Below are 22,347 nucleotides of genomic sequence, written 5' to 3'. Positions count from 1 at the left end.
GTGTTAGGCGGACTTCTTGAGAAACGCTTCCCGTGCCGCGCGCAGCTTGGCGAAATCGTCCCCGGCGTGATGCGACGAACGCGTCAGCGGGTTCGATGCCACCAGCAGGAAGCCCTTGGTCTTGCCGATCGTCTCGAAGGACTTGAATTCCTCCGGCGTGACGAAACGGATCACCGGATGGTGCTTTTTCGATGGCTGCAGATACTGACCGATGGTCATGAAGTCGACATTGGCCGAACGCAGATCGTCCATCAATTGCAGGATCTCGTTCCGCTCCTCGCCAAGGCCAACCATGATGCCGGATTTGGTGAAGATCGAGGGATCGAGTTCCTTGACCCGCTGCAGCAGCCTGATCGAATGGAAATAGCGGGCGCCCGGCCGGACCGTCAGATAGTTCGACGGAACGGTCTCCAGATTGTGGTTGAACACATCAGGCTTGGCCGCCACCACGATCTCCAGCGCGCCGTCCTTGCGCAGGAAGTCGGGCGTCAGGATTTCGATCGTCGTCGAAGGCGTTGCCGCCCTGATGGCGCGGATGACCTCGGCAAAGTGCTGAGCGCCGCCATCGGCGAGATCGTCGCGGTCGACCGAGGTGATGACGACATGGGTTAGACCCATTTGCTTGACGGCGTGGGCGATGCGCGCCGGTTCATCGGGATCGAGTGCGGTCGGAATGCCGGTAGCGACGTTGCAGAAGGCGCAGGCGCGCGTGCAGATCTCGCCCATGATCATGAAGGTGGCGTGCTTCTTCTCCCAGCACTCACCGATATTGGGGCACCCGGCCTCTTCGCACACCGTCACCAGCCTGTGCGACTTCACGATGTCGCGCGTCTCGGCATAGCCTTTCGACATCGGCGCCTTGACGCGGATCCAGTCGGGCTTGCGCAGCACATCCTGGTCAGGCTTGTGCGCCTTTTCAGGATGCCGCAGGCGCGGCGCATTGGCGATCGTGTCGAGGACGGTGACCATCAGAAATCCAGTTCATTCGCGATCGCTTCCGGCGTTCGCTTATAGCAAGCCATCTAGGACTTTTCGCTGCAAAGAAAAAGGCCGCGGCGGCGCATGCCGCCACAGCCGTTTTCGCATGGCAAGAGTTCAGCAACTAACGGCGCACCATGCGCCCTGCCAAGATCAGCAGGCAGGCGCCAACGAAACCGGTGATCAGATAGGCGATCCAGCCGGTGCCGAAGGCGCCGATGTTGAGCGCCTGCAGGATGGCATTCAGCACGATCGCGCCGACGATGCCCAGAACGATGTTCATCAAGATGCCCATGTTGCTTTTCATGAACATCTCGGCAAGCCAGCCCGCCAGCCCGCCGATGATGATGGCTGCGATCCAGCCCACGCCATTCACGTCCATATGCCCTCTCCTTGTGTGACGAATGCATCCGGAAACGAATTACCTTGCGGTTGAGTTCCTTGGCTCTCACGTGCCGAGTCTCACGCACTCAATTTATCATGCGTTCAGCGCGCGGCCATAGGCGTCGAGCACGCTTTCCTTCATCATCTCCGACAGCGTCGGATGCGGGAAGATCGTGTGCATCAGCTCTTCCTCGGTGGTCTCCAGGTTCATCGCCACGACAAAGCCCTGGATCAGCTCGGTCACTTCGGCGCCGACCATATGCGCGCCGAGCAACTGCCCGGTCTTCTTGTCGAAGATGGTCTTGACGAAACCCTGGTCCTCGCCGAGCGCGATGGCTTTGCCGTTGGCGGCGAACTGAAAGCGGCCGACGCGGATGTCCTTGCCTTCGGCCTTGGCTTTCGCTTCGGTCAACCCGACGGAGGCAACCTGCGGGTTGCAATAGGTGCAGCCCGGAATCTTCAGCTTGTCAGTGGCGTGCACGCCGGGGACGTTGGCGATCTTTTCCACGCAGACCACGCCTTCATGCTCGGCCTTGTGGGCGAGCATAGGCGGGCCGGCAACGTCGCCGATGGCATAGATGCCGGGCACATTGGTGTTGCCGTAACCGTCGACGACGACGCAGCCGCGCTCGGTCTTCACGCCGAGCGCCTCGAGGCCGAGATTCTCGATATTGCCCTGCACGCCGACGGCCGAGATCATCCGGTCGGCGGTGATCTTCTCGACCTTGCCGTCCTTCATCTCGACATGCGCGGTTACCGAGTTCGCAGCTTTTTCGACCTTGGTGACCTTGGCATCGAGGATGATCTTCATGCCTTGCTTCTCGAACTGCTTTTGCGCGAACTTCGAGACCTCTGCGTCCTCGACCGGCATCACCGCCGGCAACAGCTCGACCACCGTCACCTCCGCGCCCATGGTGCGGTAGAATGAGGCGAATTCGATGCCGATTGCGCCCGAACCCATCACCAGCAGTGATTTCGGCATCTCCTTCGGCACCATTGCTTCGAAATAGGTCCAGATCAGCTTGCCGTCGGGCTCGATGCCGGGCAACGCCCGCGGCCTGGCGCCGGTCGCCAGGATGATGTGCTTGGCAGTGTATGTGCCCTCCCCCTTGACGCCCTTGGGCGCAGGTGGCTGTGGCTCCATCGGCTTCTTCGACGATTTCGACACGACGATCTCGCCCGGTCTGTCGCCGGAAGCCGGTTTGGACAGCTTGGCTTCGCCCCAGATGACATCGACCTTGTTCTTCTTCATCAGGAAGGCGACGCCGCCGTTCAGCCGCAGCGAGACCTTTCGCGAGCGGTCGACCACGGCAGCGGTATCGACGCTGACCTTGCCGTCGATCTTCAAGCCGTAGTCCTTCAAATGATCCGAGTAGTGCATGATCTCGGCCGAACGCAGCAGTGCCTTGGTCGGGATGCAACCCCAGTTGAGGCAGATGCCGCCGAGATGCTCGCGCTCGACGATCGCTGTCTTGAATCCGAGTTGGGCGGAACGCACCGCCGTGACATAGCCGCCGGGGCCGGAGCCGATGATGATGACGTCGTAGTTCTCAGCCACGGATTTCTCCCCTGATTCTTTAGAGTTCCAGCATGACGCGCACGATTGGCGCCAATGCCTGCCCGACTTTCCGCGTGTTCTCTGCGTCGAGATGGACGCCGTCGAGTGGCGTGGTCTCGGCCACCGAGCCGGCATCGAAGAAGCCGCAGCCGACCTCGTCGGCAAGGACAGAATATTGCGGCGCCAGCCGCTTCGACGCTTCATCGCCGCCGGCGAACATTTCTTTGAATTCGGCGTTTTCCGTGCGGCTGACAGCGGGCGGCGCGACGATCAGGACCTGCGGCGACGGCCAATCGAACGGGTAGTCGTGACCGCGCACGATATCGATCAGGCGCTGCATGCCTTGCTTGGCGGCGACCGGATTGCCGTGAATCCACGGCTTCATGTCGTTGGCGCCGAGCATGATGATGACCAGGTCGATCGGCGCATGCGTCATCAGGATCGTCGGCAGCACTCTTGCGCCGTTACGGTCGGCGCCGGCCAGATGGTCGTCGAAAGCCGTTGTGCGGCCGTTCAAGCCTTCGGCGATGACCTCGATACCGCCTCCCAACGTCGCCTGCAGCACACTCGGCCAGCGGTCGTTGAGCGGGTGACGATCCAGACTTGCCGCATCATAGCCCCAGGTGAGCGAATCGCCGTAGCAAAGGACTGTTTTCATGCGTTTGCCCCACTCCGGTCGAAATTCGCCTGCGCGCGCCTCACCCGCCAACCCACGAACAGCCAATGCACGACGATCGTTGCAACGCTGGAAAGGCTGAAGGCAAAAAGGCTGGTGAAGAGTTTTTCCGCACCCCCTCCTTCCTTTCTAGACCAGCATGCCCATCGGGTTTTCGATCATGCGTTTGAAGGCGACGAGGAGTTCGGCGCCGAGCGCGCCGTCGACGGCGCGGTGATCGGTCGACAATGTCACCGACATGATTGTCGCTGTTCTGATCTCACCGTTCTTGACCACCGCGCGCTCCTCGCCGGCGCCGACCGCCAGGATCGTCGCATGCGGCGGGTTGATGACGGCGGCAAAGTCCTTGATGCCGAACATGCCGAGATTGGACACCGCCGTGGTGCCGCCCTGGTATTCTTCCGGCTTCAGCTTGCGGCTGCGCGCGCGGCTGGCAAGATCCTTCATCTCGTTGGAGATGACCGACAGCGTCTTTTCGTCGGCGCGCCGGATGATCGGCGTGATCAGCCCGCCGGGGATCGACACGGCGACACCGACGTCGGCATGCTTGTGCTTGACCATGGCGCTCTCGGTCCATGACGCATTGGCATCCGGCACCGCCATCAGCGCCATTGCCATCGCTTTGATGACCATGTCGTTGACCGACAGCTTGTAGGCCGGCGCCTCACCCTTGTCGGTCTTCTTCACCGGGGCGGCCGCATTGAGCTGCGCGCGCAGGGCCAGAAGCGCATCAAGCTCGCAGTCGAGCGTCAGGTAGAAGTGCGGGATGGTGGTCGTGGCCTCGACCAGCCGGCGCGCAATGGTCTTGCGCATGTTGTCATGCGGAACAAGCTCGTAAGAGCCGTCGGCAAACAGTTTCAGCACCTGGTCGTCCGACATTGGCTTGGCTGCGGCCGCCGGAGCCGGAGCGCCGGCAGGTGCCGCTTTCGCGGCGGGTGCCGCCTTGGCGCCGCCGCTGGAAATCGCTGCGTCGACATCGGCCTTGACCACGCGGCCATGCGGGCCGGAGCTGATCACGGCGGAGACATCGACACCGGCTTCCCGGGCGATGCGACGGGCCAGCGGCGAGGCGAAGATACGTTCGCCGCTTGCATGGCCATTGGCACTCGGAGCCGCCTGGGGCGCCGGTGCGGCCGCAGGTTTCGGCGCTTCCGGCTTTGGGGTTTCCGCCTTTGGTGCTTCAGTTTTGGGGGCTTCTGTTTTTGGTGCCTCGGCCTTTGCCGGAGCGGCAGCGCCGTCACCGCTCTTGGCGGCCGCCGCATCTTCACCTTCGGCGGCGAGCACGGCGATCAGCGCGTTGACCTTGACGCCTTCGGTGCCGGCTGGAACCACCAGCTTGGCCACAGTGCCCTCATCGACGGCTTCGACTTCCATCGTCGCCTTGTCGGTCTCGATCTCGGCGATCACATCGCCCGGCGAAACCTTGTCGCCCTCCTTGACCAGCCACTTGGCAAGATTGCCCTCTTCCATCGTGGGCGACAGGGCCGGCATGGTGATGTTGATCGGCATAGGTATTCTTCTCCCAAGCGAAATGCGTTCACCGTGTCAGCGCTATACAGATAGCGAAAGAGTCTTTTCACCGATCGGTCTGCCGATCGACCAAGCGAGGAAATAGTTGAATGCCAGGAAAGAAGCGACCAGTCCGAGAATACCGCCACCCCACGCACTTATTTGGTAAAGAAGTTGCCGATCAACGCCAGCGATCGTTCCAACAAAATTAATGACAAATCCGAATATAAAGCCAGAGACAAAGCCGAGGACAATGCCTGTAAGGCCCGCGCGCCAAAAAATCGCCCAAGCAATCCGTCGTGTCTCTCTCGCAGTCGCCACCGGATCCTCCCCATTCATCAGCGATATGTGACGGCTTTGACCGCCTCGACGACCTCGCCGACATTGGGTAGCGCCAGCTTTTCGAGGTTTGCCGCATAGGGCATCGGCACGTCCTTGCCGGCAATGGTGATGACCGGCGCGTCGAGGAAATCGAAGGCGCGCTGCGACACCTGGCTGGCGATGTGGTCGCCGACCGAGTTCTGCGGAAATCCTTCCTCCACCACCACGAGACGATTGGTCTTCTTGACCGAGGCGATGATGGTGTCGAAATCGAGAGGGCGGATGGTCCTGAGGTCGATGATCTCGGCATCGATGCCCATGCCGCGCAATTCGGCCTCGGCCTTCACCGTGTAGCTCATGCCGATGCCGAAGGAGACGATGGTGACATCCGTGCCCGACTTGTGGATGCGCGCCTTGCCGATCGGCAGCACGAAATCGTCGATCTTCGGCACATCGAAGGACTGGCCGTAGAGGATTTCGTTCTCGAGGAAGATGACCGGGTTCGGGTCGCGGATCGCGGCCTTCAGCAATCCCTTGGCGTCGGCGGCGGTGTAGGGCATCACCACTTTCAGGCCGGGAATGTGGCTGTACCAGGCGGCATAGCACTGCGAATGCTGGGCGGCGACGCGGGCGGCCGCACCGTTTGGCCCGCGGAAGACGATGGGCGCGCCCATCTGGCCGCCGGACATGTAGAGCGTCTTGGCGGCGGAGTTGATGATATGGTCGATCGCCTGCATGGCGAAGTTGAAGGTCATGAACTCGACGATCGGCCTCAGGCCGGCCATCGCCGCGCCAACGCCGACGCCGGCAAAACCGTGCTCGGTGATCGGTGTGTCGACGACGCGACGCGGCCCGAATTCCTGCAGCAGCCCTTGCGTGATCTTGTAAGCGCCCTGGTACTCGGCGACCTCCTCGCCCATCACGAAGACGTCTCCGTCACGGCGCATTTCCTCGGCCATCGCGTCACGCAGCGCTTCGCGCACCGTGGTCGAGACCATTTCCGTGCCGGCCGGGATGTCGGGATCGGCGGCTGCCTTCATCGCAGGGGCAGCGGGTACGGACGCCTTCGGCGCCTCGCCGGCATCCTGCGGCGCGGCCTTCGAGCCTTCCTCGGCTGCGTCGGTGCGCTGCCCGCCGTCTGAAATCGCATCCTGGGTGGAGGCCGGTGCAGCCTTGGCCTCCTTGCCGATATCGGCGGCGCTCTCGCCGTCCTGCAGCAGCACCGCGATCGGCGTGTTGACCTTTACGCCCTCGGTGCCCTCGGCAACCAGGATCTTGCCGAGCGTGCCTTCGTCGACCGCTTCGACCTCCATCGTCGCCTTGTCGGTCTCGATCTCGGCGATGACATCACCAGCGACAACCTTGTCGCCCTCTTTCTTCAACCATTTGGAAACATTGCCCTCTTCCATCGTCGGCGAGAGAGCGGGCATGAGAATTTCGATCGGCATGGCCTTGCCCTCTCGTTACAGTACGATATCGGTCCAGAGCTCGGACGGATCCGGCTCTGCGTCGTTCTGGGCAAATTCGGCGGCGTCGGCGACAATGTCGCGGACCTCCTTGTCGACGGCCTTGAGCTCGTCCTCATCAGCCCACTTCTTGTCGAGCAGGCGCGCCTTGACCTGCTCGATCGGGTCGCGCTCGGAGCGCATCTTCTGCACTTCTTCCTTGGAACGGTATTTTGCCGGATCGGACATCGAGTGGCCGCGGTAGCGGTAGGTCTGCATTTCGAGAATTAGCGGCCCCTTGCCGTCACGGCACCATTCGGTGGCGAGATCGCCGGCTGCCTTGACCGCGCGGACGTCCATGCCATCGACCTGGATGCCGGGGATCTTGAAGGAGGCGCCGCGGTGCGAAAAATCCGTCTCGGCCGACGAACGCGTTACCGAGGTGCCCATGGCATAGCGGTTGTTCTCGATGATGAAAATCACCGGCAGCTTCCACAGCGAGGCCATGTTGAAGCTTTCATAGACCTGGCCCTGATTGGCGGCGCCGTCGCCGAAATAGGTCAGTGTCACATTGTTGTTGCCACGATAGCGATTGGCGAAGGCGAGGCCGGTGCCGAGCGAAACCTGCGCGCCGACAATGCCGTGGCCGCCGTAAAAATGCTTCTCCTTGGAGAACATGTGCATGGAGCCGCCCTTGCCCCTGGACAGGCCGCCGCGGCGCCCGGTCAATTCGGCCATGACGCCGCGCGGCGACAGTTCCATCGCCAGCATGTGACCATGGTCGCGGTAGGCGGTGATCATCTGGTCGCCGTCGATCAGCGCCATCTTCATGCCGGTGACAACTGCTTCCTGGCCGATATAGAGGTGGCAGAAGCCGCCGATGAAGCCCATGCCGTAGAGTTGGCCGGCCTTTTCCTCGAACCGGCGGATCAGCAGCATGCGCCGGTAGGCGTCAAGCTCCTCATCCTTGGTGAAGTCGAGAGGTTTGGGGGCTGAAAGCCCCGCCGATTTGCCGTCGGATTTGGGTTTGGTTTTGGCAGGCGCTTTTCTGGCGGCGGTGGCCATGCATCACTCCCTGTTGGCGTCTCTTGCGGACACTGAGGGAGATCAGTTCTCCCCACCGATTTGGCAAAGGCTAACACGCAAGAAAGCGTTTCGCCATGCCGAAAAATGCATGGCTGACATGCGTCTAAGCGATTAAAATCGTTGAAAATATCGGCGATTAACTTGAATTCGGTTATCTTGCCGTAGCCGGCAACATGATGGTGATTTCGTCGGCGTGGGATACATTGAGCGCCTTGCGCGCCTGCTCGTCGAGCATGTCCTTCTCCAGCGTGCCCTGATGCATGAGCTGAACACGCCGCTGCAGATCGAGCCGGCGCGCCTTGACGGCATCGAGCTTACCTTGCAGGTCGACGGCTTCGGCTTCCAACCGGTATTTGGAATAGATGCCGAATTCGCCGTGGTAGGCGTGAAAGCCGAAATAGGCGAGGAACGCCACGCAGAGCGAGGGGATGATCAGTCGACCGGTATTTCTCTGCTTGTGCTGACGTGTCCACATGATCCAAATCCCTTAGAGCGCCGCGCGCCCGCCTGGACGCGCAAAGGCGCTCTAACCTCTCTGCGACCGAGCCCTTTCTCGCCCGATTGTGCTTAATGGACGGTTACGGACGACCGGATCTGGCGGTGTTGAAACAAAAAAGGCGAGAATGCCCCGCCCTTTCGTTTTCGGATTTTCTGGGTTTTCGGATTTTCTGCGGCTCAGCCCTTCACGATCGACTTGCCAGCGTAGAGCGCCTGCTTGCCGAGCTCTTCCTCGATGCGGATGAGCTGGTTGTACTTGGCCATGCGATCCGAGCGCGACAGCGAACCCGTCTTGATCTGCCCGCAATTGGTGGCGACGGCGAGATCGGCGATGGTCGAATCTTCGGTTTCGCCCGAGCGGTGCGACATGACCGCGGTGTAGCCGGCTTTGTGCGCGGTCTCGACGGCATCGAGCGTTTCGGTCAGTGAGCCGATCTGGTTGACCTTGACCAGGATAGAATTGGCGACGCCCATGCGGATACCGTCGCGCAGCCGGGCCGTATTGGTGACGAACAGATCGTCGCCGACCAGCTGGGTCTTGTTGCCGATGAGGTCGGTCAGCGTTTTCCAGCCGTCCCAGTCGTCTTCGGCCAGCCCATCCTCGATGGTGATAATCGGATAGTCCGCGGCGAGCTTGGCCAGATACTTGGCCTGGGTCTTCGGATCGCGGGTCTTTTTCTCGCCTTCATAGACGTAGTTGCCGTCCTTGAAGAATTCGGTCGCGGCGCAGTCGAGGCCGAGCGCAACCTCTTCGCCCGGCTTGAAGCCGGCCTTCTCGATCGATTCCATGATGAAATCGAGCGCTGCGGGCGCGCTTTTCAAGTTAGGAGCGAAGCCACCCTCGTCGCCGACATTGGTGTTGTGGCCGGCGTCCTTCAGCCGCTTCCTCAGCGTATGGAAAATTTCCGAACCCCAGCGCAAGCCGTCACGCAGTGTCGGCGCACCGATCGGCAGGATCATGAATTCCTGGAAATCGATCGGGTTGTCGGCATGGGCGCCACCGTTGATGATGTTCATCATCGGCACCGGAAGCACATGCGCCTTGGTGCCGCCGACATAGCGGTAGAGCGGCAGGCCAGCCGCTTCCGCCGCAGCCTTGGCCACCGCCAGCGACACGCCAAGGATCGCATTGGCGCCGAGGCGGCTCTTGTTGGGTGTGCCGTCGAGCTCGATCATGGTCTGGTCGATGTGGATCTGGTTCTCGGCTTCCATCCCGCCGATCGCCTCGAACAGCTCGCCATTGACGGCCTCTACCGCCCGCAGGACGCCCTTGCCGAGGTAGCGGGCGCCGCCGTCGCGCAGCTCGACCGCCTCATGCGCGCCGGTCGAGGCGCCGGAAGGCACCGCAGCGCGGCCCATCGAGCCGTCTTCGAGCACGACGTCGACCTCGACGGTCGGGTTTCCGCGGCTGTCCAGGATTTCGCGCCCGACAATGTCGATGATGGCAGTCATTGCGATGTCCCCGATTGATCTGACGAAGCGTCGCGCACGTCTTAGCCAAAGTGCCGCAAAACGCAATCGGGGCGTCCGCAAATAGTGCCGCCACTTCCGCCACATCGAATCACGAAGCACAAATTGCTGTCATCATAAGTCATGTCAGTCATAGGCCTTGGCGGCATGCGGCTTTCTGGTTTATGCTCACAGCTGCGCGGGGCGAAACAGGAGGAGTTTCGCCATGTCTCAGTTGAGCGGTATTGTGAGTTTGTTCCTGATCGCGGCGGCGTTTTTGACGTCGTGTGACACTCAGCAGCCTCAACAGGGCGCGGTAGAGTTGTCCACCCTTGCAGCGGAGTAGATATCCCAGAGAAAAGGCCCCCGGTTCAACCGGGGGCCTTTTGATTCCGGCAGAGCAAGATCAATGCCAATAAGGCTCGACCCTGTAGTAACTGTATGAAGCATCACGCGCGGCCTCGCCGTCGGCGCCCGTCAATTCGTTGATCGAATAGGCGGGAGCTGCCTTCAGTTGCTCCTTGGTGAACGGCACGACATAGCCGCCCTTGTTCTCGTCATAGTCGAGGCTCGCCCACGGAATGGCGTGGTATTTCTCGCCGATGCCGAGAAATCCGCCAAAGCCGATCACGGCAAACATGATTCCATTCGACAATTTGTCGAGCATGACATCCTCGATGTCGCCGATGTGCGTGCCTTCCGTGTTGTAGACGGAAGTGCCGATCACCCGCGAGGCAGCGATGGCTTCAGTGTGTCCTGTCTGGGTTGTCATGATGTGCTCCTCTTGTCGTTCACTTCAGCTTCGACAATGAGGAGAGGGCTGCGAAGGTTCCAGACTTTTATGGACGCGGTCATACGTACAGGGCTGATCACTCAGCGAGGATGAAGGTGACCTTCATGTTGACGCGGTAGGCGGAGATCGTGCCGTTCTCGACGACGACCTTCTGGTCCTGGATCCAGGCGCCTTCGACGTTCTTCAATGTCTTTGCGGCGCGGGCAATCCCCTGTTCGATGGCGTCCTGAAAACTCTTATTCGACGATGATGTGATTTCGGTGACGCGGGCGACGGACATGGCTTCCTCCTCCAAGGCACTCGGTTGCCTGGGCAGCGTACAACTGGCGCCTGTTGATCACAAGTTTCGGGTCGGACTTAGGGCTGGGCCGCTGAACTTGCTCAGCCCTTGGCGACGCGATCGAATGCCATCAGCCTTTCAAGCAGCGCCCGAAGGTCCTTCAGCGGCACCATGTTGGGACCGTCGGAGGGGGCGTTGTCGGGATCCTGATGCGTCTCGATGAAGACGCCGGCGACACCGACCGCAACCGCGGCGCGCGCCAGCGTCTCGACGAAGCGCCGATCGCCGCCTGACGAGCCGCCCTGCCCGCCCGGCTGCTGCACCGAATGCGTGGCGTCGAAAATCACCGGCGCGCCGATCTCGGCCATGATCGGCAGGGCGCGCATATCGGACACCAGCGTGTTGTAGCCGAAGGACGCGCCGCGCTCGGTGACCAGCACATTGGCGTTGCCGGAACCGGTGACCTTGGCGACGACGTTCTTCATGTCCCACGGCGCGAGGAACTGGCCCTTCTTCACATTGACGACCTTGCCGGTTCTTGCCGCCGCGATCAGCAGATCGGTCTGGCGGCTGAGGAAAGCCGGAATCTGCAGGATATCGACATGCGGCGCCACGAGCGCGCACTGTTCCTCGGTGTGGATATCGGTCAGGATCGGCAGCGAAAACGCCTTGCGCAAATCGTCGAAGACGGGCAGCGCCGCATCGAGCCCGGCGCCGCGCGTGCCGCCAAGCGAGGTGCGGTTGGCCTTGTCGTAGCTGGTCTTGTAGACGAGGCCCAGCCCGAGCTTCTCGGTCAGTTCCTTCAGCGCGCCAGCCATGTCGAAGGCGTGCTGGCGCGATTCAAGCTGGCACGGGCCGGCAATCAGCGACAGCGGCGCGCTGTTGCCAAAGACGACATTGCCGACGGTTACGGACGAATTGGGCTTGCTCATGCTTTCTCCTGGAAAACGAAGGCCGCACCCTGCCCGGATGCCGGCCGCACGACAATATCATCGCCGCGTATGTCATGTTCGACGGAACTTGCTGCAAGCAGCCTGGCGACCGTGTCGGCGGAACCAACTGAAAAGACGATCGCCGCGAAGCGGAGGTCCGATGGCGCGCCGGCAGGTATGCCGAAGCGCGTTTCGAAGGCGGCGGGGTCAAGCAGGGTCAAGGTCGCGTTCGGCAGGTCAAGCGCGGTGCTGCTCCCCTGCCCGGTCGCCGGACTGCGCGTCGCGATCGAAATCAATCGGTGCTGTTCGGCTGGCTCGGTGCTGACCGCCACGACTTCGATGATGCCGGTTGCGCCACTGGCGTGGACCTGCAGCGCGCTCCGGTCCACTTTCGGCGCATTGATCCGCTCGCAGGCAAACAGGAATGCATCCGTCGCCCCGGTGCCGGAGGCGAAGGCCAGTTTGAACGATGCCGTGTCGCTGTTTCCCGCCGAGTCGGTGAAGGCGCGCGAAAAGCTCAGCATGTCTCCAGCCGACAGGCCGGCTTCGACATAGCGTGCGTGGTCGGCATCGGCATTCTGGGTGCCCAGGACAAGGGCGGAAAATCCCTCATTGCCGCAGCTGTCGCGATAGGCACGATCGCGCGCGACGAAGACGTTGCCGTCAGCGACCGCTTTCGCCGCCGCTTGCGCATTGCCCACTGCCAGCAGCTCGAGATAGGTGCCGTCCTCAAGGAAGACGCAGCAGTTTTCCGTGCCGAAAGGATGGATGCCGGTCGGCGCCACAACAAAGCCAAGCGAAACCAGCCGCGCCCGCGCCACGTCGAGGCTCGCGGTCGGCAGCACAAGATGGTCAAGCGGACAAGCGCCAGGCGGATAAGCGCCGGGCGAATGAGGGCGTGCTGGCATCGTCTCGGTCATGCCGGCGCGGTGTGCATCATTCCGGAAGTTGGTTCAAGGGCCCTCGCCTGACGCGCAGGGATTTCATGGCGGCAGCGGACGTCGCGATGGCTGTTCTTGGCCACGCTGCCTTGGCGACGCGCGAAAGCGGCAGGGCGCTGATCCGACCGAACCAATGGCCGCAGACGGGTGCGCTCCTGCTTCGGTCAGTTTCCCTTCAAGTCGCAGCCACAATGTCCGCCGAATAGCGCAATTCGCGCAGCGGTTTGACCTGGCTGGTTGTCTCGGCATAGAGCGGATGCGCCTTGTAGGCGGCCAGAGCGGCGTCATCCTCGAACTCGGCATAGACGACCACGTCGATCTCGTCCGAAAGCGGGTCGACCTTGCTGTTGAGCGTCACCTCGAACTGACGGGAATGGGGGATGTTGCCCAGCGCCAGCAAGCCCGTGCGTACGGCCTCGACATCCTCTTTGTGCCGTGCGCTGAAGAAAACGATATGCCGGATCAACCCCAGCCTCCTCGATCGATGTGCAGGCATGTTTTGTGTGGGCGACACGATCGCGTCAATCGGCAACGATGTCGCGGCACCAACGCGTTGGGGCGAAGGCGAGGAAACCTACATCATGCTGGTGATGTAGCGCACGATGCGGTTAATCTCCCTGACCGTGGTGTCGAGATAGCTGCCCTGATTGTAGAGCCCGTCCCAGATCAGGAAGAACGTGACGGCGCAGATGACGATGACATAACGCATGGCTAAAACTACTGCATCCGGGTGGCTGCAACCATAGTGATTCCGGCGTTGATCAGCGCCCTCCCCCAAAATCTTTCCATGATCCGTGCTCGCTTGCCTTGGCTCTTGAAGTTCCCCTTGATGACGTGAAAGATTGCTGCGGGGATTCATCGGGAAGCGGCGTTCGCGCCCTGCCGATGAACTGCGAGAGAGTTGGAAACCGGCGATTTTGCGCCGGCGCCGCAGAAATCCCGGGGGCGTGACATGGCTCACAAGGAAGACACCGGCGTTGCGTCGGGCGACGCGGTCAGATTGGACGAATTCAATTTCGCCGAGACCGTCAAAGGCCTGCCGGCCAAGGCGCGCATGGTGCTGTCGGCGGCGATGAACCTGCAGCGTGGCTCGCTCATGGTGAGGATGCCGGACGGCCGCGCCGTCCTCGTCGGCGGCAAGGGCCCGGGTCCGGACGCCGAACTGGTGCTCAAGAACTGGCGCTTGCCCGGCCGCGCCTTCACCGGCGGCACCATCGGCATCGCCGAATCCTACATCGACGGCGATTGGGACAGCCCCGATGTGACCAGTTTCCTCGAACTGTTCGTAGTCAATTCAGAAATCGGAGAGCGCATCGCCGGCGGCGCCAGTTGGTTGATCAACGCCGTCCAGCGTGTCCGCCACTGGTTCAACCAAAACACCCGCACCGGCTCGAAGCGCAACATTTCGGCGCATTACGATCTCGGCAACGCCTTTTACAAGGAATGGCTGGATCCGAGCATGACCTATTCGTCGGCGCTCTATGCGGCTGGCGCCAACGATCTGGAAAGCGCGCAAGCCGCCAAATATCGCGCGCTGGCCAAGGACACGGGCATCGGCGCGAACGACCACGTGCTTGAAATCGGTTGCGGCTGGGGCGGTTTTGCCGAATTCGCCGCGCGCGAGATCGGCTGCCGCGTCACCGGGCTGACGATCAGCCGCGAGCAGCATGACTTCGCCAGAGCACGCGTCCAGAAGGCTGGATTTGCCGACAAGATCGACATCAAGCTGCAGGACTACCGCGACGAAACCGGTTCCTACGACCGCATCGCCTCGATCGAGATGTTCGAGGCGGTCGGCGAAAAGTACTGGCCCGTGTTTTTCGGCAAGATGAAGGATTGCCTGCGGCCTGGCGGCACCGCCGGCCTGCAGATCATCACCATCAACGAGAAAGCCTACGATACCTATCGCGCCCGGCCGGATTTCATCCAGCGTTACGTCTTCCCGGGCGGCATGCTGCCGACGCCGTCGATCCTGAAAACGCTCGGCAAAGACCATGGCCTTGCTCATCTGCGCGAGCGCATTTTCCCGGACGACTATGCCCGCACGCTCGCCGAATGGCGCCACCGTTTTTGTGGGTCATGGGAAAAGATCGTCCCGCTCGGTTTCGACGACCGCTTCAAGAAGCTCTGGGAGTTTTACCTGCATTATTGCGAAGCCGGCTTCCGCGCCAGCTACATCGATGTCCGCCAGGTGGTTTACAGGGCTTAGGGTGGCGACGACTAATTTCCGCATGGGATCAATTGGTTCTCCGTCGAACATCAAGTCGATGATGCGGTTCGAGGCGGCTGCTGTTCAACGACGTGCCAGCCTTCAACAGCGTGCCAAGTCCTGACCGAAGCAGAGCTTCGCGCCTGAATCCGGTCGAGTCCATAAGGGAACAGATGACGTGCGGATGCATGTGCGCGGGCGGAGACGTCAGTTCCTGTCGTCGTCGCCTTGGGTGATCAGCCGCGCGCTGCGCTGCCCTGTCAGGTAGATCCATAGCCAGCTCAGCGAAACCGCAAGCCGGTTACGGAAGCCGATCAGGAAATAGATGTGCGCCAGGCCCCAAAGCCACCAGGCCAGCCGGCCGGTGAGCTTGATCCAGCCGAAATCGATCGCGGCGGCGCGCTTGCCGATCGTCGCCAGATCGCCGTCATGCCTGTAGCGGAAAGGCCGCGGGGCTGCGTCGCCGGCAAGCCGGGCCTTGATCGTCGCGGCGACATGCCGGCCCTGCTGCTTGGCGGCGGGTGCTACGCCGGGCACCATGCGGCCATCCGGCCGCAGGACGTGTGCAGCGTCACCGACGACGAAAATCTCCGGGTTGCCCGGCACGGTCAGATCAGGCTCGACCAGCACCCTGCCCGCGCGGTCCGCTGCCGCCCCCAGCCATTCGGCGGCCGGCGAAGCGGCGACGCCTGCTGCCCACAGGATAGTCCTGGCCGGCAGATGCGTTTCACCGAAGACGACACCCTCCGCGTCGCAACGTGTCACGGGCCGACCGAGTTCGACCGTCACGCCAAGCCGCTCGAGCGCCTTGCTGGCATAGTCGGAGAGTTCCGGCGCGAAATTGGGAAGGATACGGTCGCCGGCCTCGATCAGCACCACGCGCGTCTGCCGCGTATCGATGTTGCGGAACTCGCCGCGCAGCATCTCGTGCGCCAGTTCGACAATGGTGCCGGCCAGTTCCACGCCGGTCGGTCCGCCACCGACGATCGCCAGTGTCAGCAGCGCCTGGCGCCTGGCGGGATCACTTTCCCGCTCGGCCTGCTCGAAGGCGAGCAGAATGCGCCGTCGAATGGTGGTGGCGTCCTCCAGCGTCTTTAGCCCCGGTGCGAAAGGCTCCCATTCGTCATGGCCGAAATAGGCGTGGCGGGCGCCGGTGGCCAGCAGCAGCGTGTCGTAGGCGATCGCGTCGCCATCATCGAGCAGCACATTTTTGCCGGCGCGGTCGACGCCGCTGACAGTGGCGAGCAGTGTCGTCACATCCTTGCGCTTGCGCAGAAGATGGCGGATCGGCCAGGCGACTTCCGAGGTCGCCAGCGCCGTAGTCGCCACCTGATAGAGCAGCGGCTGGAAAAGATGATGGTTGCGCTTGTCGATCATGGTGATGCGCACCGGCGCACCGTCAAGCGCGCGGGTGAATTCGAGACCCCCAAAGCCCGCCCCGACGACGACGACATGATGTCTGGTTTCGTTCATCTCATTCACTCCGGGAGCAGGCTGGCCGGGAGCAGGTTGGCCGGGAGAGCAGGTGGGCCGTGAGGGCAGTTGGCCGTGAGGGCAGACTGGGGAGCAATTTCGCCAAGGCTGATGTAGCTACTTTTGTGCACCGCAACAACATCCGACTTTGCCTACTGCCGGCCCTAACATGTCGCTGTTGTACATGCCCCATCCTGCCGCCGAGTATAATTTCATCGAAAGCAGACGAAAGGAGAGGAACTTGGCTAGCGATCATGACGACGGTCCGGGGCGATATTCCTCGCCGCCTTGCTTCATGCACGAGTTCGACCCGGAATTCCGGCCGCCCCTATCCGATTGGAACGACGTGAAACGATGGCGCAAGGCCGAGCGCGAGCGGCTGATTGCGGCCCGCCTCGCTGTCCCGGCTGACGTGCGGACGGCAATGTCGCAGCGCATCGGCGAAAGCCTCGACGCGATGATCGGCGACATTGCCGGCCGCATGGTCAGCCTCTACTGGCCGTTCCGCGGCGAGCCGGATTTGCGGGCCTGGATGGCTTCCGTCAATGAGCGCGGCGGCCGTACCGCGCTGCCTGTTGTCGTCGAAAAAGCCCGCCCGCTTATCTTTCGCGCCTACGTTCCGGGCGACCGGCTTGAGAAGGGTGTCTGGAACATCCCGATCCCGGCTGGAGGCGATCCGGTGCTGCCCGACATCGTCATCTCGCCTGTCGTCGGCATCGATCCGAGACAGTATCGGCTGGGCTATGGCGGCGGCTTCTTCGACCGTACGCTGGCGGCGATGCCGTTCAAGCCGCTGGTCATCGGTGTCGGCTACGAACTGCAGCGCATCGCCACCATCTACCCGCAGCCGCATGATATCCCGATGGACCGGGTGGTAACGGAGGCCTTCAAAGCCTAGGCAAGTTCCGGCTTCATCCCGACCGCCGTCCGGTCGACGATCTCGCGCAAGGCGAACGACGAATTGATCTTCGTCACATGCGGCATCGCCGACAGCCATTCCTTGTGGATGCGCTCATAGTCGACGAGGTCCTTTGCCGCGATGCGCAGGATATAATCGTATTCGCCCGACATCAGGTGGCAGGACAACACATTCGGGCAGCGCTTTATCGCCGCCTCGAAATCCGACAGTGTCTTCTCGAATTGCCCCGACAGCGATATATGCACAATCGCCGTCATCTGGTGGCCAAGAGCGGCATTGGAAAGCCGGGCGTGGTAGCCGCGGATGGTTCCGGATTTCTCCAGATTGTCGAGCCGCCGCGAGCAGGCCGACTGCGACAGGCCGACCTTCTCGGCAAGCGCCGCGTTGGGTATGCGCCCATCCCGTTGCAACGTTTCGAGGATGGCGATATCAATCCTGTCGAGCGGCATTTTTCGGGATTCCTGCGACAATCCGGCTGTTTTGCGCAACGATTATCGAACCGTGCCATCTTGCGCAAGCGCATTCGCAAACACCTGCGCGACGATTCGTGGTTCACTGTCCCTCAACAGCGAACATGCCCCAAAAGGCTGGATCAGGAGGAGAAGAAGATGCGCGTCGGCTGCCCCCGGGAAATCAAGAACCACGAATACCGTGTCGGCCTGACGCCGGGATCGGTCCGCGAATATGTCGCGCATGGCCACGAAGTGCTGGTCGAGACCGGCGCCGGCGCCGGCATCGGCGCCGACGACAACGCCTATCGCGCCGCCGGCGCCACCATCGCCAAGACGGCCGCCGACGTGTTTGCCAAGTCCGACATGATCGTCAAGGTCAAGGAGCCGCAGCCCAACGAATGGGTCCAGCTCCGTGACGGCCAGATCCTCTACACCTATCTCCATCTCGCTCCGGATCCGGAGCAGACCAAGGGCCTGCTGGCCTCGGGCGTGACGGCCATCGCCTACGAGACGGTCACCGACGACCGCGGCGGCCTGCCGCTGCTGGCGCCGATGTCGGAAGTCGCGGGCCGCCTGTCGATCCAGGCGGGCGCTACCGCGCTGCAGAAGGCCAATGGCGGCCGCGGCGTTCTGCTCGGCGGCGTGCCAGGCGTGCTGCCCGGCAAGGTCACTGTGCTCGGCGGCGGCGTCGTCGGCCTGCATGCCGCGCGGATGGCGGCCGGCCTTGGCGCCGACGTCACCATCATCGACCGCTCGATCCCGCGGCTGCGCCAGCTCGACGATATCTTCGGCGGCCGCGTCCACACCCGCTACTCGACGGTCGAGGCGCTGGAAGAGGAATGTTTTTCGGCCGACATCGTCGTCGGCGCCGTGCTGATCCCGGGTGCCGCCGCGCCAAAACTCGTTTCGCGCGAAATGCTGTCGGGAATGAAGAAAGGCTCGGTGCTGGTCGATGTCGCCATCGACCAGGGCGGCTGCTTCGAGACCTCGCACGCCACAACTCATGCCGACCCGACCTATGAGGTCGACGGCGTCGTTCACTATTGCGTCGCCAACATGCCGGGCGCGGTGCCGGTCACCTCGGCCCAGGCGTTGAACAACGCGACGCTGCATTACGGCCTGCAGCTTGCCGACAAAGGCCTGAAGGCGCTGGTCGACGATCATCATTTGCGCAACGGCCTCAATGTCCACAAGGGCAAGATCACCAACCGCGCGGTGGCCGAATCACTCGGCTATGAGTTGGTCGAGCCGAAGGCCGTTCTCGCCGCCTGAGCCCGCCGCCGATTTCCTCTCCCGACAAAGCCGCCGACGCCCCCCGGCGGCTTTTTCCACAAGTAAATTTCACGAATTGCGCTAGGCTGGCCGGTTTTACCCGCCATGCTTGCAATGTGTCATTGTTGTGGCTTTTTTGTTACATCCGCCGGCATGGGCAGGTGCTAGACGGGTGCCGGGTTTTCAAAAGGTAGGGGCAATGATCAACAAACGACTTGCAAAATCTCTTCTTCTTGGCGCGGTTTCCGTACTGGCGCTCGGATCGGCTTCTCAGGCCGCCGACGCGCTTGTGCCGGTGGTCGAGACGTCGGCCTTCAACTGGAGTGGCATTTATGTCGGCTTCGGCGTCGGCGCCGGCGCCAATGTCCACGAACTCAGCAGCGATTTCCTTCCCGGCTTCTCGTTGAACGGCATTGGTGGTGAAGGCGTATATGGTGAACTGACCGTCGGGTACGACTATATGGTGTCGCCGCGCTTCCTAATCGGCGGAGTCCTGGACGCCCATATCGGCAACATTGAAACCACGCTCGATGTAGCTGGACTAGAGGCTTCGGTCCGCGAGACCTACGGTTTCGACGCTGGTCTGCGGGCCGGTTACCTGTTCACGCCGAACACTTTGGGCTATGTGCTCGGCGGCTATTCCTGGCAGAAATACAAGCTCGACACCAACGCCGGTTTTGACCTGGATTGGGACCAGAGCGGCTACTTCGTCGGAGCCGGCGTTGAAACGGCCATCAACAGCAACTGGACCATCAAGACAGAATATCGCTATACCCGCTTCGGCACCAATGATGATCTGCTTTCCGATTTCGGTTTGCCGGATGGGGCCCTCAATCTCGACACGTCGCGGCATACGTTCCAGGTAGGGGCCAACTATCGCTTTGGCGCCCAGAATGGCGGCGTCGCCTCTTTTGAAGCGCCTGCCTACAACTGGACCGGCTTCTACGTCGGCGGCGCCGCCGGCGCGGGTGCGTCGGTGCATCAGATCGAAGTTCCGCCGCTTGGCGGGCTCGAGTTCAACGGGCTCGGCGGCGAAGGTGTGTTCGGCGAATTGAACGTCGGCTATGACCATGATTTCGGCAGCTGGGTCGCAGGTGTCATGGTGGATGCCCGCTACTCCGGCATGACTTCCGAGTTGGAAGTTCCGGGCGGATCGATCAATCTGGATACCGATTACGGCTTCGATGTGCTTGCCCGCGTCGGCATGAAAGTCAACGAATCGACACTCGCCTATGTGCTCGGCGGTTACAGCTGGCAGCATTTCGATCTGAATGCGTCTTCGCCCATAGGCGACATCCTCGATTGGGACTCCAGCGGCTTCTCGGTGGGTGGTGGTCTGGAAACGGCCATGTCCAGCAACGTGACCGTCGGCCTCGAGTACCGCTACTCGCAGTTCTCGGAGAAGGATTTTTCGTCCGAAATTGGGGCGCCGGACGACACTCTCACCTCTACGCCTTCGTTCCACACCGTCCGCATTGGTGCGAAGTACAAGTTCAACTAATTTTCGAGCCGTCCAGACAACAGTCAAAGCCCGTCGGTCATTCCGGCGGGCTTTTTCTTTAGGTAAAGAAATATAATGCAGGCAGCAAAAAAGCGGAGCCAAAGCCCCGCTTCCTCTGATATCGAGATCTCCCGCCGGTTCATCCGCGGTCGGCAAATCGATCGACAATCATTCCATAACGCGACATTGCGACAGGCGTACGACAGCAGCGACCGATGAATACGGCCCGGATCGTCACGCGCGCTCGATCCGGCACTGATAGCAGTTGTTGCGTGCCGAGCGAACATGCACATAGGCGATATCGTCGCGCTCGAACAAACTCTCGGCCCGCGCCGCGATAGCGCCCGTCGGGATGACACCGCCGCTGCCGTAGACGATGCGATCGTCGCTGCCGTAACCGCGCACGATGTAGTCGCTGCCTTCGAGAATTTCGGGAAGCGCCTCGGCCCCGGCAGCGCGCTCGCAAGGCTCGGCATGCAGGAAGATCGGACCGGTCTCGGCATAAGGCTGCAATTGCGGGAATGGCCGATAAGCCAGGACAAGGTAGGCTTCTCCAGCGGCGACGTTCTTCAGGCAGTGGCGGCAAGGCACGCCGTCACCGTCGGATATTTTCCGCTCTGGGATCAGGCCATAGGCGTCCGGCCCGCCGCGCTGCAAAGCTCTGACGCCTTCCGTGGGCAAGGCCTTGAACTGGATGGTCATGGTGAAATCTCCGATGTCGTCGACCGGAAATTACGTCGCTGCGCCAGCGCTTCCCACCCGATTCCTGCCAATCTGGATCAGTCCATCAGCGCGTCGAGACCGCGCACCAGCCCTGTGATCTCCTGTACCCGCCGGATGGCGAGCAGCGTCCCGGCCACATAAGGGGCAGCGGACGAGCCGGCGTCGTGGCGGATGGTCAGCCGCTCGTCGGGCAGGCCGAACAGCGCTTCGCAGGACAGGATGTAGGAAGGCAGGCGAAGCGCATGCACCTGCACCCCCTCACCCGTGCCAACCGCCGCACCACGCGTTCCCGGCACACCGGAGACCTCCGAGACCGGCCGCGCGGTCGAAGCCTTGCGGACATCGGCCAGCGCTTCGGCAAGCTCGCGCGCCGTGCCGGACGGCGCGTCGGGTTTCCTGGCGCTGGCATAGTCGATGACCTCGACATCCGGCACGTATTTCGCCGCCATCAGGGCAAACCGCTTCATCAGCGTGGCGGTGATCGAAAAATTGCCGGCGGCAATGACGCCGACACGATTGGCGCGGGCAGCAGCATCGATCTCGGCGAAATCGGTCGAACCCAGCCCCGAGGTGCCGATCACCACGTGCCGTCCGTTTTCGATGGCCAGCAGCGCATGGTCCTTCACCACATGCGGTTTGGTGTAGTCGACCAGCACGTCCGACGGCACCTCCATTGCCTCGGCCAGCGAGGCGGCAACGATGATGCCGTTTGCCGGCAGGCCGACCAGCAGGCCGGAATCCTGCCCAGCGCCGCTGCGTGACACGGCCGCGGCCAGCGCCATGTCGCTTTGCGCCCCGATCGCCGGAACCAGTGCCTTACCGACCCAGCCGGTCGCACCGGCCATCACCACCCGAATCATCATTGATCCTCCCATCGCCATTTCGAGCGCCACGCGTTCCCTTGGATGCGTGGCGAACGCTTCAACAGTTTGCCTCCGAGCTGAAGCA

24 protein-coding genes are annotated in these 22,347 nt (G+C 62.1%); 4 read left to right on the top strand and 20 right to left on the bottom strand.

Annotated elements, in window-relative coordinates; translation table 11 throughout:
• Nucleotides 1-3 precede the first annotated feature (3 nt).
• The 16 genes from lipA to AC0L2M_RS24360 all read right to left on the bottom strand — a co-directional run bounded on the left by lipA (nucleotide 4) and on the right by AC0L2M_RS24360 (nucleotide 13,559).
• The gene (gene lipA / locus AC0L2M_RS24435) at nucleotides 4-969 is read right to left on the bottom strand and encodes a lipoyl synthase (protein ID WP_473536107.1); all 966 of its coding nucleotides are present in this window, start codon (nucleotides 967-969) and stop codon (nucleotides 4-6) included.
• A 133-nt stretch (nucleotides 970-1,102) separates the two neighbouring features.
• The gene (locus AC0L2M_RS24430) at nucleotides 1,103-1,360 is read right to left on the bottom strand and encodes a GlsB/YeaQ/YmgE family stress response membrane protein (protein WP_023799232.1); all 258 of its coding nucleotides are present in this window, start codon (nucleotides 1,358-1,360) and stop codon (nucleotides 1,103-1,105) included.
• A gap of 96 nt (nucleotides 1,361-1,456) precedes the next feature.
• Complete coding sequence (gene lpdA, locus AC0L2M_RS24425; RefSeq protein WP_287282723.1) at nucleotides 1,457-2,920, bottom strand: dihydrolipoyl dehydrogenase; 1,464 nt, start codon at nucleotides 2,918-2,920, stop codon at nucleotides 1,457-1,459.
• 19 nt (nucleotides 2,921-2,939) lie between these two features.
• Nucleotides 2,940-3,578 carry an SGNH/GDSL hydrolase family protein gene (locus AC0L2M_RS24420; protein ID WP_473536106.1) on the bottom strand — a complete coding sequence of 213 codons (639 nt, stop codon included), beginning with the start codon at nucleotides 3,576-3,578 and terminating at the stop codon, nucleotides 2,940-2,942.
• A gap of 147 nt (nucleotides 3,579-3,725) precedes the next feature.
• Nucleotides 3,726-5,105 carry a pyruvate dehydrogenase complex dihydrolipoamide acetyltransferase gene (locus AC0L2M_RS24415; protein WP_473536105.1) on the bottom strand — a complete coding sequence of 460 codons (1,380 nt, stop codon included), beginning with the start codon at nucleotides 5,103-5,105 and terminating at the stop codon, nucleotides 3,726-3,728.
• A gap of 42 nt (nucleotides 5,106-5,147) precedes the next feature.
• A complete protein-coding gene (locus AC0L2M_RS24410; protein WP_139172514.1) occupies nucleotides 5,148-5,426 on the bottom strand; it encodes a hypothetical protein in 279 nt (92 codons plus the stop codon).
• A 17-nt stretch (nucleotides 5,427-5,443) separates the two neighbouring features.
• Nucleotides 5,444-6,874, bottom strand: a complete 1,431-nt coding sequence (locus AC0L2M_RS24405; RefSeq protein ID WP_473536104.1) for a pyruvate dehydrogenase complex E1 component subunit beta — start codon at nucleotides 6,872-6,874, stop codon at nucleotides 5,444-5,446.
• Between the two features lie 15 nt (nucleotides 6,875-6,889).
• Nucleotides 6,890-7,936: a pyruvate dehydrogenase (acetyl-transferring) E1 component subunit alpha gene (gene pdhA / locus AC0L2M_RS24400; protein WP_027153999.1), complete on the bottom strand. Its 1,047-nt coding sequence runs from the start codon at nucleotides 7,934-7,936 to the stop codon at nucleotides 6,890-6,892.
• A 172-nt stretch (nucleotides 7,937-8,108) separates the two neighbouring features.
• Nucleotides 8,109-8,432, bottom strand: a complete 324-nt coding sequence (locus AC0L2M_RS24395; RefSeq protein ID WP_128187469.1) for an FtsB family cell division protein — start codon at nucleotides 8,430-8,432, stop codon at nucleotides 8,109-8,111.
• Nucleotides 8,433-8,632: 200 nt separating this feature from the next.
• Nucleotides 8,633-9,907 carry a phosphopyruvate hydratase gene (eno, locus tag AC0L2M_RS24390; RefSeq protein WP_023799239.1) on the bottom strand — a complete coding sequence of 425 codons (1,275 nt, stop codon included), beginning with the start codon at nucleotides 9,905-9,907 and terminating at the stop codon, nucleotides 8,633-8,635.
• Between the two features lie 403 nt (nucleotides 9,908-10,310).
• On the bottom strand, nucleotides 10,311-10,676 hold the full coding sequence (locus AC0L2M_RS24385; protein WP_023799241.1) for a PRC-barrel domain-containing protein: 366 nt from the start codon (nucleotides 10,674-10,676) through the stop codon (nucleotides 10,311-10,313).
• 97 nt (nucleotides 10,677-10,773) lie between these two features.
• Nucleotides 10,774-10,977, bottom strand: a complete 204-nt coding sequence (locus tag AC0L2M_RS24380; RefSeq protein ID WP_023799242.1) for a dodecin family protein — start codon at nucleotides 10,975-10,977, stop codon at nucleotides 10,774-10,776.
• A 101-nt stretch (nucleotides 10,978-11,078) separates the two neighbouring features.
• The gene (kdsA, locus tag AC0L2M_RS24375; protein WP_023799243.1) at nucleotides 11,079-11,909 is read right to left on the bottom strand and encodes a 3-deoxy-8-phosphooctulonate synthase; all 831 of its coding nucleotides are present in this window, start codon (nucleotides 11,907-11,909) and stop codon (nucleotides 11,079-11,081) included.
• Entirely contained in the window at nucleotides 11,906-12,817 is a 912-nt protein-coding gene (locus AC0L2M_RS24370) for a VOC family protein (RefSeq protein ID WP_473536103.1), read from the bottom strand. The genes kdsA and AC0L2M_RS24370 overlap by 4 nt, the downstream gene beginning before the upstream one ends.
• A gap of 208 nt (nucleotides 12,818-13,025) precedes the next feature.
• On the bottom strand, nucleotides 13,026-13,316 hold the full coding sequence (locus AC0L2M_RS24365) for a Dabb family protein (RefSeq protein ID WP_023799245.1): 291 nt from the start codon (nucleotides 13,314-13,316) through the stop codon (nucleotides 13,026-13,028).
• A gap of 108 nt (nucleotides 13,317-13,424) precedes the next feature.
• Nucleotides 13,425-13,559 carry a hypothetical protein gene (locus AC0L2M_RS24360; protein WP_023799246.1) on the bottom strand — a complete coding sequence of 45 codons (135 nt, stop codon included), beginning with the start codon at nucleotides 13,557-13,559 and terminating at the stop codon, nucleotides 13,425-13,427.
• Nucleotides 13,560-13,802: 243 nt separating this feature from the next.
• On the opposite strand from AC0L2M_RS24360, the gene AC0L2M_RS24355 reads away from it, so the two are divergent.
• Nucleotides 13,803-15,059, top strand: a complete 1,257-nt coding sequence (locus AC0L2M_RS24355; RefSeq protein WP_473536102.1) for a class I SAM-dependent methyltransferase — start codon at nucleotides 13,803-13,805, stop codon at nucleotides 15,057-15,059.
• 207 nt (nucleotides 15,060-15,266) lie between these two features.
• On the opposite strand, the gene AC0L2M_RS24350 is transcribed toward AC0L2M_RS24355, so the two are convergent.
• The gene (locus tag AC0L2M_RS24350; RefSeq protein ID WP_023799248.1) at nucleotides 15,267-16,532 is read right to left on the bottom strand and encodes an NAD(P)/FAD-dependent oxidoreductase; all 1,266 of its coding nucleotides are present in this window, start codon (nucleotides 16,530-16,532) and stop codon (nucleotides 15,267-15,269) included.
• A gap of 241 nt (nucleotides 16,533-16,773) precedes the next feature.
• On the opposite strand from AC0L2M_RS24350, the gene AC0L2M_RS24345 reads away from it, so the two are divergent.
• Nucleotides 16,774-17,430: a 5-formyltetrahydrofolate cyclo-ligase gene (locus AC0L2M_RS24345; RefSeq protein ID WP_473536101.1), complete on the top strand. Its 657-nt coding sequence runs from the start codon at nucleotides 16,774-16,776 to the stop codon at nucleotides 17,428-17,430.
• On the opposite strand, the gene AC0L2M_RS24340 is transcribed toward AC0L2M_RS24345, so the two are convergent.
• Nucleotides 17,427-17,900: an Lrp/AsnC family transcriptional regulator gene (locus AC0L2M_RS24340; RefSeq protein ID WP_023799250.1), complete on the bottom strand. Its 474-nt coding sequence runs from the start codon at nucleotides 17,898-17,900 to the stop codon at nucleotides 17,427-17,429. The genes AC0L2M_RS24345 and AC0L2M_RS24340 overlap by 4 nt on opposite strands.
• Before the next feature lie 159 nt (nucleotides 17,901-18,059).
• Between AC0L2M_RS24340 and ald the strand changes: the two genes are divergently transcribed.
• Nucleotides 18,060-19,175, top strand: coding sequence for an alanine dehydrogenase (ald, locus tag AC0L2M_RS24335; RefSeq protein WP_091591151.1), 1,116 nt, complete (start codon nucleotides 18,060-18,062; stop codon nucleotides 19,173-19,175).
• A 199-nt stretch (nucleotides 19,176-19,374) separates the two neighbouring features.
• Nucleotides 19,375-20,676: an outer membrane protein gene (locus AC0L2M_RS24330; RefSeq protein WP_473536160.1), complete on the top strand. Its 1,302-nt coding sequence runs from the start codon at nucleotides 19,375-19,377 to the stop codon at nucleotides 20,674-20,676.
• A 234-nt stretch (nucleotides 20,677-20,910) separates the two neighbouring features.
• Here the strand turns inward: AC0L2M_RS24330 and AC0L2M_RS24325 are convergent, their stop codons facing one another.
• Nucleotides 20,911-21,378, bottom strand: coding sequence for a DUF1203 domain-containing protein (locus tag AC0L2M_RS24325; protein WP_287342284.1), 468 nt, complete (start codon nucleotides 21,376-21,378; stop codon nucleotides 20,911-20,913).
• Nucleotides 21,379-21,455: 77 nt separating this feature from the next.
• Nucleotides 21,456-22,262, bottom strand: coding sequence for a 4-hydroxy-tetrahydrodipicolinate reductase (gene dapB, locus AC0L2M_RS24320; protein WP_287342283.1), 807 nt, complete (start codon nucleotides 22,260-22,262; stop codon nucleotides 21,456-21,458).
• Nucleotides 22,263-22,347: the final 85 nt, after the last annotated feature.

The sequence above is a fragment of the Mesorhizobium sp. WSM4806 genome (assembly GCF_055811635.1).
Note: the sequence above shows the minus strand (reverse complement) of the source record. Positions and strands in the feature narration are given on the sequence as shown.